Genomic DNA, 12788 nt, shown 5'->3' on the forward strand with positions numbered 1-12788 from the left:
TTCTAATCACCTGCTTCAACAATTTTGTGAAGATGTTTTAAGGCTGTCTCATCGCCATTTACTAATTTTTCCCATGCTGCTAGATTATCAAAAGCTGGCATGTGGAACGTTGGGAGTGGTATCTTTTCACGTCCGTACTTTTCAATATACAAACGTTTGATGATTGGATAACGTTCATTGGCCAAACGCTGTAATTCATGTTCTTGATTTCTCTTGCTCTGCGCTTCTTGACTCTCTGCTTGTTTAGCCACAACAGATTTTGAATTAATAAATCCAGCTGATCGTGCTTCGTTTTCTCTTTCGTCCCACTTAGACATATTGACCAAGTATTTAATCACTGGTTTTGTTGCCACAAATTCTGGCGTCCATTTAGTTGCTAAATAATTTGTCACATCAATAAAACTTTGAAAATCAACATTGCGATTAATCAAGCCAGAAAACATCCCTTTACTTGTATCAGGAACTTCGATTTCAGATTTTCCAAATGCCAAACGCGCATATCGAAGCATTTTCAAATTCAAGTCTGTTACTTCTTCTTTTTGCTCGCGTAACTTTTTTTCTTCTTTTGCTTCGCGGGTGGCTAAAAGTGTCGCTTCGCTCCCCTTTGGTTCGGTTTGTATTTCTGAATCGATTTGTTTTGAAATCGAAGATTGACCTTCACCGTCATTTTCCCCTTTGGGGGTAGGGGGTATTATTAATTGGTTATTAATAGCTTGGTTATTATAACCCTCATTTCCGTGGTTCCCAGCCACATCTGACCGTGGTTCCTTTTGTCGATTTTCGTGGTTCCCAGCCACGGATAATTGTGGTTCTGATTTTACTGGTTTAATAGAAATATAGATCTTTCTAATTCTCTTCATTCCAGCCTGTTCCGTTTGACGTTTTATATAACCACTTACCTCGAGATTTTTAACACCATCTTCAATTGTTCTTAACGATGCACCATATTTTTCAGCTAAATATTTATTAGATGGGTGAGCATAACCATTAGCATTTGCAAGGGAAAGTAATTCACCAAATAAAAGTTTTTGAAGATTGGTGATATTTTTGTCTTTTAAAACGTCATCATAAATGACAATAAAATGTTGCGCCATAATATTCTCCATTGGGCTTCTCACCCTCTTGTATGGTTACGCCATATCGTTTACAAACTGATTAGAATGGTAAGTCTTTGTCATCAATTTCAATCGCTTGACCTTTGTTAGCAAATGGATCTGGTCCAGCTGGTGGCGTTTGTGAGCCTTGACCGAACATTTGATTTGGCGTAAATGTGCCTTGTTGTGGTGCTGGTGTACTCTGCCCAAAGCTAGTGCTATTATTACTTGTTCCTGGGGCTTGTGAGCCGAATGAAGCACTGCTACCACCAAATGATGAACTAGCACTGTTATTAGGCAACATAGCTCCTTCTGGTCGCTTAACTCCACTAGGCTTGCTACCAGTTGTGTCAAACTTGTTGTGTGACTTTACAACCAAATTGTATTGCCCTTTATTGTTTTGTTCCCACTCAACAGACACATTCATTTGTTTACCAACTAACCCGTTAACAAACTGATTAATATCTGTTAGTTGCACACCATCAGGAACTGCCGCAGCAACCAATACTGTGTTGAAACTCTTCTTAGAACGCTCAATAGCTTCAGATGATGTTTCATCCCATACAACGTTGTCAAAGCGAATTTTTCCGCCAGCATAATCGCCATCAATAACTTCAAAGTCAAGTACAGCCATTTGCTTATTAGTTTTTGACATTGTCACAGTTGACGTATCAGAAACTCGTACGTTGTATTTCCCTGACTCTTCAATTACTTGTCCCAAAACATTATTACTATCTACTACAAATCCAAATGCCATTTATTTTTCCTCTTTCTTTGCTTCAATCAGTTCATCTGCTTTTATCAGCAGACGATCATCAATTCTGTTTTTAGCGTGGTTGCCCTTTTCTGTATCTAAATCAATAAAGCGCTGTCCATTCTCCTTATATATGCGTCCAACAACATCGAATGGTGCACTAAACGCATTAAAAGTTTTAGCATTCATATCCGCTTCATAACGACCACCACCTACTAAACCAGCTGAACCATTGTCAATTTGATGGGCTGTGGCCAAAATAGTCAACCCTGATGCTCTCAAGTACATTCCCAAATCACGGAACCATAACTGTAACTTTTGATAATTTTGACGATTATCTTTACTGGCGTTATCTATGTTCTCGAGAACCCAATTTTGTAAAGCTGTCATGTTATCTAAAATAACTGCGTTATACACTCCACTCATCAATGCTTCATTAAGATGTAGCGAAACTTGATTTTGCAGAGTAGCAGCATCTGTGTGATCATATGCAAATACTCGAACATCGTTAGTTCCAACCAAAGCATTCGTTGACCCATCAAAACTAAGCAGCAATTTATTACCTTTTAATTGTTTGACCAAAGTTGTTTTACCAGTTCCACCTTCGCCATAAATGAAATACATGTTACCCATTGGCATAATTTGACCTGGTTCATAAATTCTCATGACTCACCTCTAAACTCAATATCATTAGCGTTAAGAAACGTGGCCACCGCATTTAGATCTTCAATAGTTCCAGTAACATAAAGTAGTCTTGTAAAAGTTTGCTGACTCTTTAAATCAATTTCTGGGGATGCTGCTACTTGATTAACTGTGTTTGAGTTAGCAGATATTTCAGTTATGTGTGGAACCTCGCTAACTATCTCACCAGTACATTGATTTATTACCCGATTGTCTACTGTGACTTCGTCAATGTGATTTTCTAGATCTTTTTCTGCCTCCATCTCAGCAACTGCCTTCGCAGCTTCTTCACGTTTTTGACGTTTTAAAACATCATGATCAATGTCACTCATAATTTCGGCTAAACTTTTGAAATCAAGATTATGAATGTATCCTTCTGGATCAAATGACTTACCTTCTGCATAATTGCGAATGGCCACCGTGTCAGCAATTCGCTGTTCTTTATTTTTAACAAGAAGGTCGAATTGCGGTTCAATGTGTTCTTCCACAAATGCTTTCTTAGGAACCGTTCCATTAAAGTTGCCCTTGATAAACCACTTATCATTAATTTCAAAATCAGGATTAACATCTAAATCATCTGCACGTTGAACAATAAAATCATTTAGTCCATCTTTACGCTTTTGTTTTTCTACTTTTTCAAAAACCTTAATATCCTTATCTATTTCATCAGCAGCATCTTTTACTTTTTTTTCGTATTCAGTCGCAATTTCAGAAACATCATCAAACGGCTTCAATAATTCTGTTTTAACCTTGCTCCGCCATGCTGCTGACTCTTTGGCTGCGTTGCGTAAATCAGCGCGCGATGCTCTAGCTCCTTTCATTGTGTCTTCAGTTACTATAAAATTACTATGTCTTTTTATAATTCGCTCAAAGTCTTTTTTAAATTGATCAACATTTTCGAATTGTATTTGACCGTCTTTAAAACCAACTCGAGGTTGAGTTAATTCATTCATTTGCTTTTCCTATTCTGTTTGATATACTTAATCTATAAAATTTATTCGAATAATTTTTATGTTTTACGAGCAATCACTTATTTCCCTTCGTGATTGCTTTTTTTTGTCTAAAAATCCAGAAAGTGGTATTGTTAAATTACTAGCTCACCAGGCTAAGTAAACGAACAAGGGGGGTTTCATATGGCTTTTAAGAAAAAAATTGCCGTTATGATTAAGGATAAAGTTGAACAAGGTGAAACAGGATTCTGTTTATCACAATTCAACCAAGTCGATGTTGCTAATACTGCTAATGCGCTTGAGGAAGAATTAAACCTCGTGCACACAGACATTTATCCTGAAGTGAACGCTGTTATCAGTGTTCGTCCACATAAAAAGCTCTAAACAACATACAAGCGATACTAGTATCTAAATTTGATGAATTCCATTTTCTATGGAATTCATTTTTTGTTTGTTCTAAATTCATCTAAGCTAACATCTAATGCGTCAGCTATTTTTTCAATTGTGGAAAATGTTGGGTATTTTCTTTTTCCGGACAAAATTGGATATAGTGTTCCGAAAGCTATGCCTGTTTCTTTTGATAACCAATAAGTAGTTTTTCCAATGTTATCAAGTCTAAGTTTTATTTTTTCAGCTAATGTCAAAGCCATTTTATGTCCTCCTCTCTATTACTCATTTGAGTTATAATATAGGAACAAACGTTATTGAATAAAGTCTTTTTACGAACTGACGTTTGCAAATTTAATCGCATCCGATTATCCAAATCGATTCAAAGAAGGAGTTTTATTTTATGGGTAAAAATCAACATGTCGTCCCAGACGGTAATGGTGGTTGGAATGTTAAAGGTGAAGGAAATTCGCATGCAACAGCAAACTTTGACAAACAATCAGACGCAATACAGCGTGCTAAAGAGATTGCCAGCAACCAAAAGTCTGAGGAGCTAACACACGGTCGTAATGGTCAAATTAGAGACCGTAGTTCTTATGGACATGACCCTCACCCGCCAAAGGGTTAATCAAAATTTGGATACATTTTAACTAAGTATCCAGTAGCAGGAGTTGCGGTCTCGCCGTCTATTTCTGCTACTTTTTTTCCGTTTGAATCTGTAATGACAATTCGATCCCAATTTCTCGAATTCAATAAACTTGTTCCAAATTCTTTATCATTTGCTGGTTCAATTATCACTGCATTTTTTTCTTCCATATTTTTCTCCTACTTAACTCGCATGTATTTGTTGCTACCATCTGTGCCACCCATTCGTTTAATATGGCGTAATCTTTTCTGTCGATCGCGCTCTTGCGCCTCTCCTTGAATCAAACCACCAACAAATATTATTGCGGCTATAATAAACACCATTATGACTTGTAAAAACCACATCATTAACCTCCTTTCTTATATCAATAAAATTCTGTGTGTTCATCGAGCCATTTTTTTACGGCTGCTTTGGGATACACAACAGATGTTGTTCCCGACTCTTCATCCGAAACATCAATGTGTGGGAGTTTATGCCTTATACGGTCAAAGTAAGTACTACCCAACCCTGTTTCTTTGGCTGCTATTGCATTACTCTTCCACACTAATGTTTCGTTTTGTTCACGCAACTTGTTAATTTCTTCAAGTTGCGCTTGAAATAATTTGGATACATTATCCAATACTTCATTTGTATTTATTTTTTCCATATTCACACCTTGCTATCGTTTTGAATATTTTGTTTAGATTTGTCAACACTCAGAGCAAAAAAATGTCACCTACTTTTGCGTTTAATCCGTCGGATATTTTTTTTGCAGTGGTGGGTCTTAATCGTTTTGTCTTAAACAAATACCTATTTAGAGAAGTTTCGCTTATACCCACGCGTTTTGCAAAGCTTCTCAAAGTATCACCTTGTAAAGCTATGATTCCACGAACCTCATCTGGATCTTTAAATTCTAGTGTCGTACCCATTACGAGAACTCCTTTCTTAAGGTATGTATTAATTATAAATTTATTGTTTAGTTTTGTCAACACTTTTGTGTGTATTTGTATTACTTTTTGTTTGCTTTTTGTTTAGCCGTTGGTAAAATAAATATATTATGAAAACAATGAAAGGTGTTTATTATGCCAACCAAAGAACAGTTCGGTGCGAATATTAAAGCAATTCGTGAAAGTAAAGGCTATTCTGTACGACAAGTTGCTATGTGGGCTGATTTAAACCCTTCAACTGTTTCGATGTTAGAGAATGGCAAGCGAAATATTCCTAAAATTTCAACAATTGAGAAACTAGCTCATGGTCTCCGAGAACCAGTTAATAATATTATTGAATTAGCAGGATACATTCCTGATGAAAATACTTTCTCTTACGCGCCTGAGAATAAGAATGATGAACATGCAAATAAACTAGATAAAAAGTTCGAAGAAGAGCTACTACTTGCCTTTGATGGTAAGCCTATTCCTGAAGAAGATAAAAAGAAAATCCTTGAATACGTGGAATTTTTAAAATTAAAGCACCGGAGCGATAATGAATGAAGAGAGATTCATTGGGAGATGAAGTCAAGACTGAACTGTTAAAGATTGCCCAAAAACACAAAATTAACGTAACTAATGTTAGCGATTTAGATTCATCAACACCTGATTTATCCCTAGTTGAATTCAGAGGGATACTGATGAATCTTAATTTAGACACAAATGTATCTTATTGTTTTAGATTAGCTCATGAATTATCACACATTATTTATGGGGATGGCAATTCACAAAAAATTTATGGTTTCTCGGAACACGCTAAACGTGGAGAAGAACTGCGTGCTCATAAAAATGCAATACGCTTACTTATGAGAATTGAAAAACCTTTTTCACCGCTTAGCTTTATGGAATACTATAAAGTTCCTGCATGGCTCACAGCTCATGTTGAGAGAGAATTTAAACTACAAGGTCTAATAGACTGATTCACGTGCTGAGCATACACGTAAAAAGGCCTGGAGATTGAGAATAATGAGTAAAAAGATAGTCGGAGATGATGGAAAGACATATGTTCAAAAGAAGCCATTTTATAAGCGCTTTTGGGTATGGTTTATTGCTATCATTGTAATTATCATTGCTGTAAATATGTCAAACAATGATAAATCAACATCATCTAGTGGAAGTTCAACAACTAAATCAACAAGCAGTACTAATGCTGCATCTAGTTCGTCAAAAGTGTCAACAGAGTTTTCATCTGCTTTGGCCAAAGCAAAGACATATTCTAGTGTTATGAAAATGTCTAAAGCGGGAATATATGATCAGTTAACATCAGAATCTGGTGAAAAGTTCCCTGCTGATGCCGCACAATATGCTATTGACAATCTGAAAGCAGATTACAACGCCAATGCATTGTCAAAGGCAAAAACTTATCAGAAAGATATGAATATGTCTACTGAGGCTATACGTGATCAGTTAACTTCTGATTCGGGAGAAAAGTTTACTCAAGAAGAAGCTGATTATGCTGTTCAACATTTGAGTGATTAAAAATGCCCTTACGGGCGTACATAGTCCACAAAGTCACGACGTTAAACTGCCCTACTTCCTTAATTACACCTTGCTATCGTTTAATTAAAAGGAAGGTAACAAATAAATTCATGAGGTACACATATAAAAAAGAACGCAGAGATCCGCAAATACAATCATATGAAACTAGTAAGGGAAAACGTTGGCGTATTAAGTTTTCTATGACCTATAACGGTGAACGACACAACATTGAAAGAAGTGGTTTTATTTCTTTTGATGCCGCTAAGCTTGGTAAAAACAAGGCTATTAATGATGTTCAAAAGAATATTACTAAGTTAAATATCACTGTTCAAGAATATTTTGAGCAATATTGCGAAGAAAAGATTCAAAATGGGTCCTGGCGTTACACAACATATGCTCGCCAGATTTCATTGTTTAAAAAACTTTTCTATCCGCAATGGGGAAAAATAAAAATGGCTAAGGTTAATCGTGGTGATTATCAACGTTGGTTAACAAAAATGACGATTGAGAAAAATTACTCCAAGAAGACCGTACAAACATTTAACAGTGCCATAGCTACTGTATTTGCAGATGCCTTGTTAAATGATGTCATAATAAAAAATCCGATCCAGAAAATCAAAGTATCAGGCACAACAGCTCGAGATACATCGATGACTAGATCGGAGTTTAATAGGGTATTCGATTTTATTAAGTCATCTCCGCTTCTGAAAAATCAGGAACGCTCAATGGCTCTCTTAACTACGCTCGGTCTTAGACATGAAGAAATAAGCGGATTAAAGCTTAAATATATAAAAGATAACATGATCGGCATATTTGAAGTTCTTAATTTGCATGGTCAAGTTACATCCCCAAAAACATCTTCTTCAGAGCGTTGGGTCCCTATGACACCATTAGTTGAAGAATACTTAAAGCTTACTATAAACGAAGCTCGTGAGACATATGGAAAAAACGGCATCATAATGTCCCCTGATTCCTTCGTCTTCGTAAATCACTTAGCAAGACACATACGCTATAGTAAATTAACAGAGATTTTTCAATTAATCAGCAAAGAAACTGGTATACATGTTTGGCCACATAAAATGCGTCACGCTTTCTCAACTATAGCTTTTGGAATCGAAGGACTCAATCCCAGAGATATCGCTAATATATTAGGTCACTCTAAAATAGACATGTCGTTATTTTATAATAATGGAACTGACGAAGGGAAAAAGCAGGCCATGTCCAAGATTAGCAATATGTTCTAACTTCCGAAAAAGTCCCGACTTTTCCCCAACTTTATATTTAAAATACGTGTATTTTTTAATATTTAAGCTCCATAAAATAGGCTTTTTGGCTTATTTTGTACATATCAACTGCAGCATAACACATCATACCATTTATTTGTGTATTAAAAACAGTCATTTTATTATTCTGAGCTGTTTCAAGCGTTTCTTTATTTGGATGGTTATAGCGATTGTTTCGTCCGGCAGATATTATGCCAATTTCAGGATGCCATTTATTGATAACTTCAGGATTTGTCGATGTTTTTGAACCATGATGACCAAACTTTAAGATGTCAACATGCATATCTGGAAAGAAATTTGCAATCTGTTTTTCTCCCGATTGGTCTAAATCACCAGCAGTGAAAATATTTTTCCCACCAATATGGCCAAATAACGCGATACAATCCTCATTTTTTGCTTGACCACTTTTAAACGGGTGAACTATTTGAAGTGGTAGTTTCGATACTTGAATATTATTGGTAACTTCTGTTACTTGTGCTGACCTAAGATATGGTTTAATTTCGGTTTTAAACGACGATTGTTGCATCATTCCAGCTGGAATAATAACATTTTTAACATTCATTTTTGTTAATATGACTTTAGCATTACCGATATGGTCTTGATCATGATGTGATAAGACCAAGTTATCAATCTTACTAATCCCCCGGCTATGTAAATAATTAACAATTACCGTCTCGCCATTGGTACGGAAGTACTTCTGTTTTTGCCATGCTGGCTGTTCGCCAAACGTTACTTTTCCTCCAGTATCTATTAACGTAATTGTTTTATTGTACGGTTCACGAATCACTGCTGCATCCCCTTGTCCTATATCAAAAGTTGCAAATTCGCCATGATATGGGAGATGTACGAAAATCATGGCTACACTAAAGGAAACAAGCCACGATATTCTCGAGATATGCTTAATTTTGGCTTCACGCGCAAACATCCCTAAAGCCAAAAACAAAAGTATTGCAGCTAGTGCGTTAGGTATTTTACCAACCACAAAATTTCCTGGTAACGTTCCACATAAATCTACCATATAAGCAAAATACCGGATGATTAGGTTTGTTATATATGTTAAAAATGGAATATATTGACCAAAAAAACCTATCATAACCAAAGGAACAATTACTGTACCAAAAATAGGAATTGCAGCAAAATTGATAAATGTTTGCAGAATGTGCCATGTATATTGTTGTTGAATAATAAGCGGAAAACTAACTAAGCTCATCAAAATGTTAGTTTGCCAAAATGTTAGTTTCTGTGCAAATGTCAAGCAAAAGGTTAAGGCAAATGACAGTTGTCCTCCTAGCGTCAATAAAATTTGCGGCACCATAGCTAAACTAAACAACAGACTCAACGACCAGATAACCTGAGCTTTTATCTTCTTATTTGTTAAATCCTTTAACAATATTAATTCTCCTGAAATGATAGAACGAATTAATACATCGGGTTCTCCCGCAAATATAAAATATGCAATCAGTATTATACTCAACACCAATATAGTATATTCTTTTGGCAACCAGATCCTTCTTGATATTTGCATCAGTAATGTCATTAAGAAAGTCACGTGAAATCCTGACACGCTGAATAAGTGAATTAACCCTAACGTTTGTACTCCTGGATTATCTTCATATAAGGAATGAGGTGTCGTTCCAAGAATTAAAGCCTCTGCATATGCACTAAGCGGAGAAGGAAGCCGCTCGGCATTATGGATACCGACGCTATGCCATTCATGGAGTTGATATCTAATTTTTTGTAGTAAAGTTGACGGTTTGGCTACCTCCGTATACCATGATTTGATATTGATTTGATGTGTGATTGACTTTGTTAAATAAAATTTTTGAGAGTCAAATTGATTGAAATTAGTTGGCCCAGGTATACGCGTTAATTCAGCTTCTGCTTGAAAACAAATGACTTTATTGTTTTCAAGCCACATGTTTTTTATCTTTTCATCTGGAAAAAGCCAATACAATTTGACTTTCTCATGGTTATCTAACTGAGCCGTTGCCTTGAGATTTGCTCCATCAATTTGAATATCATCTGGAAAAATGATACCTCTTACATGATGTTGCTTATCATTTTTTTGATTGACTTGTTGCTGTAAACAATGCGAATTGTAAATAAAATAAACCATAAAAGGTAGTGTCAACAGTAAGATTTTGAACAAAAAATCAATTTGCCGTTGCCAAGAACACAATACGACCATAAAAGTAAAAAGGAACCAAGTAACTGCACATGAATAATAGATAATGCCAGTTAAACTTGCTATCAACAAACTAGCAAACATTAAAATCCGCGCCATATTAAACAGTCACTTTATCTTTCAAAGCTTCAAATCTTTTTTCACCGATACCGGAAACCTGTTTAATTTCCTCAATAGATTTAAATCCACCGTGTTCTTCACGATATGCAATGATTTGTTCCGCTTTCTTGACACCAATTCCATTTAATGTTTGTAATTCCACTACCGTAGCGGTATTCAAATTAATAACTTCATTATCTGTCGTAGTCACTGCTGACGTACTACCGTTGTTTACAGGAGCAGAAGATGTCTCTCCTCTCATAGGAACGTACACAATTTGTCCGTCCGTCAATTTTTGGGCTAAATTAACTTGCTGCATATCAGCTTCTTCTAGGGTTCCACCAGCCTGTGCAATGGCTGTTTGTACACGTGCAAAACTAGTAATGTTGTAGACCCCAGGCTTTTTGACAGCGCCCTTAACATCAACCATTACGATTGAGCTATTTTTGTCGTCAGATTCAGATTTCTTTACATCACTTGTACTTGCTATTGAAGAAGATAATGATGTCTGCGGTACTTCTTTGGTCTGATGAGAATATGCACAATAAGTAATAGCAGCGAGAATAAATAAAATAATGAATATCCAAATTTTATACTCATAGTATTTTTCTTTTACAATTTCTAACATGTCTGACATTTCAATCCCTCTACTTTCATAGTACGAATTTCAAAATAAAAAAGCTTACCATAGCAGATAAGCTTTATTTCACACTGTCAGTTGTCTTAATTACTTTCCCTGTTTGCAAATAATTGATGACATCATCAAATGTTTGCACAGGAATAACTTTTAATTTAGGTGCATATTTTTTGGCCGTATCTCGAGCTAGCATGTAGTTAGTTTTATGTTGCTCTTCATACTTGAGTAACTCTTTGCTTGGCTTTACATATGGCGCAAAGAATACTGTTGATCCGGCTGCCTTAGCAGCCATAATCTTCTTATCAATACCACCAATCTCACCCACATAACCATCAGCACTCATTGTACCAGTACCAGAAATATTACGTCCTTTAGCTAACAAATCACCAGTCAATTGATCATAAATCTGTATGGTAAACATTAAGCCGCCTGAAGGTCCACCAATTTGGCCGGCATTGACACTAACTTTTGGCGTTGTTGTAACGGCCACATTATCCGTCAGCACGATACCTATTCCAGCACGGCCATTTGGGTATTCTGCCGTCTTGGTCCCAGCGAGCTTAATTGTATCACCAGTTGCTTGGCCGTTTTTACCATCCCGGGTGTAGTCGACAGTGACTTTCGTTCCCTTGGATTTATTGGCTAAATACTTAATAAAGCTATCTGAGTTTTCGTAGTGATGACCGTCGATTGCAGTGATGGTATCTCCTACTTTGATACTCTTTTTGAAATGGGATTTAGAAGAGACACTCAGTACGTAGATACCACGATATTTTGTCGTAATAGGTTTATTCGCTTTTTTAAAGGCGACCTGCTCAGCGTTGGCAATTGCACTTTGCATATAAAAATCTTGTACTTTACTAAATGTAGCTGAACTTTGTCCACCAGTAACTTCCTTTGCAGTTGCATACGACAGGTGTGGATTAATTTTAGTTTGTAAATACTTAAATCCATTCGCTTGGGACAAATAAACGGATGTAATTCTGTATTGTCCCTTTGATGTATCCTTTTTACCATCAATTTTAACAAACTGTGCTAAGTCGTCTGCTTCACCAGGTGACTCAATGTAACCGTTCAACGGCCAAACGCCAACTACGATACCAACTATTACTAAAAGGGATGCAACAGCAAGAACTATTTTACTTTTTTTGCGCATTCAGTCGCTCCTTTAATGCTTCAACTATGGCCTTTGGGACAAACTTTACCATATTATCAGCACCCATACTACCAATTTCTTTGACCATGGAACTGGAAATATTTTGATTTTCCGGTTTTGCAAGTAGTAAAACGGTCTCAACATCTGCCAGAGCACTGTTCATTCCGGCAATATCACGTTCATACTCGAAATCTTTACCATTTCGAAGCCCTCGAACGATATACTTAGCACCAACTTCGTTCATGAATTGAACTGTTAGTCCCTTCATGATTGCTACCTCAACATTTGGCAAATCTTTAACGACAGTACTAATTAATGTCATTTTTTCTTGTGGTGTGAACAGCGCCGCTTTGCTTGTATTATTACCAACACCTACGATTACTTTTTCAAATATACCACTAGCACGTTTAATAATGTCTAAATGACCGTTGGTTAACGGATCAAAACTACCAGGAAATACTGCTATACTCAT

General features: G+C 36.3%; 19 protein-coding genes. 6 read left to right on the plus strand and 13 right to left on the minus strand.

What is annotated here, in order from left to right:
- Positions 1-2: 2 nt before the first annotated feature.
- The 4 genes from RHP64_RS08150 to RHP64_RS08165 all read right to left on the minus strand — a co-directional run bounded on the left by RHP64_RS08150 (position 3) and on the right by RHP64_RS08165 (position 3482).
- On the minus strand, positions 3-1094 hold the full coding sequence (locus RHP64_RS08150; RefSeq protein ID WP_252169223.1) for a helix-turn-helix domain-containing protein: 1092 nt from the start codon (positions 1092-1094) through the stop codon (positions 3-5).
- 61 nt (positions 1095-1155) lie between these two features.
- A complete protein-coding gene (locus RHP64_RS08155) occupies positions 1156-1851 on the minus strand; it encodes a DUF669 domain-containing protein (RefSeq protein WP_244011491.1) in 696 nt (231 codons plus the stop codon).
- The gene (locus RHP64_RS08160; protein ID WP_136903762.1) at positions 1852-2514 is read right to left on the minus strand and encodes an AAA family ATPase; all 663 of its coding nucleotides are present in this window, start codon (positions 2512-2514) and stop codon (positions 1852-1854) included.
- Complete coding sequence (locus tag RHP64_RS08165; RefSeq protein WP_462785037.1) at positions 2511-3482, minus strand: DUF1351 domain-containing protein; 972 nt, start codon at positions 3480-3482, stop codon at positions 2511-2513. Before RHP64_RS08165 ends, RHP64_RS08160 begins: the two co-directional genes overlap by 4 nt.
- 180 nt (positions 3483-3662) lie before the next feature.
- Here RHP64_RS08165 and RHP64_RS08170 point away from each other — a divergent pair, with 180 nt between their 5' ends.
- Entirely contained in the window at positions 3663-3863 is a 201-nt protein-coding gene (locus RHP64_RS08170) for a hypothetical protein (RefSeq protein ID WP_462785038.1), read from the plus strand.
- Positions 3864-3919: 56 nt separating this feature from the next.
- Here the strand turns inward: RHP64_RS08170 and RHP64_RS08175 are convergent, their stop codons facing one another.
- Entirely contained in the window at positions 3920-4129 is a 210-nt protein-coding gene (locus RHP64_RS08175) for a helix-turn-helix domain-containing protein (RefSeq protein ID WP_128684530.1), read from the minus strand.
- A 140-nt stretch (positions 4130-4269) separates the two neighbouring features.
- Between RHP64_RS08175 and RHP64_RS08180 the strand changes: the two genes are divergently transcribed.
- Complete coding sequence (locus RHP64_RS08180; protein ID WP_462785039.1) at positions 4270-4494, plus strand: DUF2188 domain-containing protein; 225 nt, start codon at positions 4270-4272, stop codon at positions 4492-4494.
- On the opposite strand, the gene RHP64_RS08185 is transcribed toward RHP64_RS08180, so the two are convergent.
- Genes RHP64_RS08185 through RHP64_RS08200 form a run of 4 tightly spaced genes read right to left on the minus strand, consistent with a single transcriptional unit; the run spans position 4491 to position 5420 of the window.
- Entirely contained in the window at positions 4491-4682 is a 192-nt protein-coding gene (locus RHP64_RS08185; protein ID WP_462785040.1) for a hypothetical protein, read from the minus strand. The two genes, RHP64_RS08180 and RHP64_RS08185, sit on opposite strands and share 4 nt — an antisense overlap.
- Positions 4683-4691: 9 nt before the next feature.
- Positions 4692-4859 carry a hypothetical protein gene (locus RHP64_RS08190; protein ID WP_462785041.1) on the minus strand — a complete coding sequence of 56 codons (168 nt, stop codon included), beginning with the start codon at positions 4857-4859 and terminating at the stop codon, positions 4692-4694.
- A gap of 17 nt (positions 4860-4876) precedes the next feature.
- Positions 4877-5158, minus strand: coding sequence for a hypothetical protein (locus RHP64_RS08195; protein ID WP_128684533.1), 282 nt, complete (start codon positions 5156-5158; stop codon positions 4877-4879).
- 49 nt (positions 5159-5207) lie between these two features.
- A complete protein-coding gene (locus tag RHP64_RS08200) occupies positions 5208-5420 on the minus strand; it encodes a helix-turn-helix domain-containing protein (RefSeq protein ID WP_244011475.1) in 213 nt (70 codons plus the stop codon).
- Between the two features lie 153 nt (positions 5421-5573).
- Here RHP64_RS08200 and RHP64_RS08205 point away from each other — a divergent pair, with 153 nt between their 5' ends.
- The 4 genes from RHP64_RS08205 (at position 5574) to RHP64_RS08220 (ending at position 8200) form a co-directional block, all read left to right on the plus strand.
- Complete coding sequence (locus tag RHP64_RS08205) at positions 5574-5981, plus strand: helix-turn-helix domain-containing protein (RefSeq protein ID WP_244011473.1); 408 nt, start codon at positions 5574-5576, stop codon at positions 5979-5981.
- Positions 5978-6397, plus strand: a complete 420-nt coding sequence (locus RHP64_RS08210) for a M78 family metallopeptidase domain-containing protein (RefSeq protein WP_244011471.1) — start codon at positions 5978-5980, stop codon at positions 6395-6397. The genes RHP64_RS08205 and RHP64_RS08210 overlap by 4 nt, the downstream gene beginning before the upstream one ends.
- Before the next feature lie 46 nt (positions 6398-6443).
- The gene (locus RHP64_RS08215) at positions 6444-6956 is read left to right on the plus strand and encodes an Ltp family lipoprotein (RefSeq protein ID WP_244011469.1); all 513 of its coding nucleotides are present in this window, start codon (positions 6444-6446) and stop codon (positions 6954-6956) included.
- Positions 6957-7066: 110 nt separating this feature from the next.
- Positions 7067-8200, plus strand: a complete 1134-nt coding sequence (locus tag RHP64_RS08220; protein ID WP_462785042.1) for a tyrosine-type recombinase/integrase — start codon at positions 7067-7069, stop codon at positions 8198-8200.
- Between the two features lie 55 nt (positions 8201-8255).
- On the opposite strand, the gene RHP64_RS08225 is transcribed toward RHP64_RS08220, so the two are convergent.
- From RHP64_RS08225 to coaD, 4 genes are all read right to left on the minus strand, one after another.
- Positions 8256-10523, minus strand: coding sequence for a DNA internalization-related competence protein ComEC/Rec2 (locus RHP64_RS08225; RefSeq protein ID WP_136903769.1), 2268 nt, complete (start codon positions 10521-10523; stop codon positions 8256-8258).
- 1 nt (position 10524) lies between these two features.
- Entirely contained in the window at positions 10525-11160 is a 636-nt protein-coding gene (locus RHP64_RS08230; protein WP_025268377.1) for a helix-hairpin-helix domain-containing protein, read from the minus strand.
- A gap of 64 nt (positions 11161-11224) precedes the next feature.
- Positions 11225-12316 (minus strand): SepM family pheromone-processing serine protease, encoded by a 1092-nt coding sequence (locus RHP64_RS08235; protein ID WP_011680248.1) that lies wholly within the window; start codon positions 12314-12316, stop codon positions 11225-11227.
- Complete coding sequence (coaD, locus tag RHP64_RS08240; protein ID WP_014325051.1) at positions 12300-12788, minus strand: pantetheine-phosphate adenylyltransferase; 489 nt, start codon at positions 12786-12788, stop codon at positions 12300-12302. The genes RHP64_RS08235 and coaD overlap by 17 nt, the downstream gene beginning before the upstream one ends.

This window comes from Leuconostoc sp. XM4, assembly GCF_055698815.1.

Excerpts from the sequence above, each read along its gene's own strand:
- RHP64_RS08150 (WP_252169223.1), bottom strand. The coding sequence starts at position 1,094 with ATGGCGCAACATTTTATTGTCATTTATGATGACGTTTTAAAAGACAAA.
- RHP64_RS08155 (WP_244011491.1), bottom strand. The coding sequence starts at position 1,851 with ATGGCATTTGGATTTGTAGTAGATAGTAATAATGTTTTGGGACAAGTA.
- RHP64_RS08160 (WP_136903762.1), bottom strand. The coding sequence starts at position 2,514 with ATGAGAATTTATGAACCAGGTCAAATTATGCCAATGGGTAACATGTAT.
- RHP64_RS08165 (WP_462785037.1), bottom strand. The coding sequence starts at position 3,482 with ATGAATGAATTAACTCAACCTCGAGTTGGTTTTAAAGACGGTCAAATA.
- RHP64_RS08170 (WP_462785038.1), top strand. The coding sequence starts at position 3,663 with ATGGCTTTTAAGAAAAAAATTGCCGTTATGATTAAGGATAAAGTTGAA.
- RHP64_RS08175 (WP_128684530.1), bottom strand. The coding sequence starts at position 4,129 with ATGGCTTTGACATTAGCTGAAAAAATAAAACTTAGACTTGATAACATT.
- RHP64_RS08180 (WP_462785039.1), top strand. The coding sequence starts at position 4,270 with ATGGGTAAAAATCAACATGTCGTCCCAGACGGTAATGGTGGTTGGAAT.
- RHP64_RS08185 (WP_462785040.1), bottom strand. The coding sequence starts at position 4,682 with ATGGAAGAAAAAAATGCAGTGATAATTGAACCAGCAAATGATAAAGAA.
- RHP64_RS08190 (WP_462785041.1), bottom strand. The coding sequence starts at position 4,859 with ATGATGTGGTTTTTACAAGTCATAATGGTGTTTATTATAGCCGCAATA.
- RHP64_RS08195 (WP_128684533.1), bottom strand. The coding sequence starts at position 5,158 with ATGGAAAAAATAAATACAAATGAAGTATTGGATAATGTATCCAAATTA.
- RHP64_RS08200 (WP_244011475.1), bottom strand. The coding sequence starts at position 5,420 with ATGGGTACGACACTAGAATTTAAAGATCCAGATGAGGTTCGTGGAATC.
- RHP64_RS08205 (WP_244011473.1), top strand. The coding sequence starts at position 5,574 with ATGCCAACCAAAGAACAGTTCGGTGCGAATATTAAAGCAATTCGTGAA.
- RHP64_RS08210 (WP_244011471.1), top strand. The coding sequence starts at position 5,978 with ATGAAGAGAGATTCATTGGGAGATGAAGTCAAGACTGAACTGTTAAAG.
- RHP64_RS08215 (WP_244011469.1), top strand. The coding sequence starts at position 6,444 with ATGAGTAAAAAGATAGTCGGAGATGATGGAAAGACATATGTTCAAAAG.
- RHP64_RS08220 (WP_462785042.1), top strand. The coding sequence starts at position 7,067 with ATGAGGTACACATATAAAAAAGAACGCAGAGATCCGCAAATACAATCA.
- RHP64_RS08225 (WP_136903769.1), bottom strand. The coding sequence starts at position 10,523 with ATGGCGCGGATTTTAATGTTTGCTAGTTTGTTGATAGCAAGTTTAACT.
- RHP64_RS08230 (WP_025268377.1), bottom strand. The coding sequence starts at position 11,160 with ATGTCAGACATGTTAGAAATTGTAAAAGAAAAATACTATGAGTATAAA.
- RHP64_RS08235 (WP_011680248.1), bottom strand. The coding sequence starts at position 12,316 with ATGCGCAAAAAAAGTAAAATAGTTCTTGCTGTTGCATCCCTTTTAGTA.
- coaD (WP_014325051.1), bottom strand. The coding sequence starts at position 12,788 with ATGAGTATAGCAGTATTTCCTGGTAGTTTTGATCCGTTAACCAACGGT.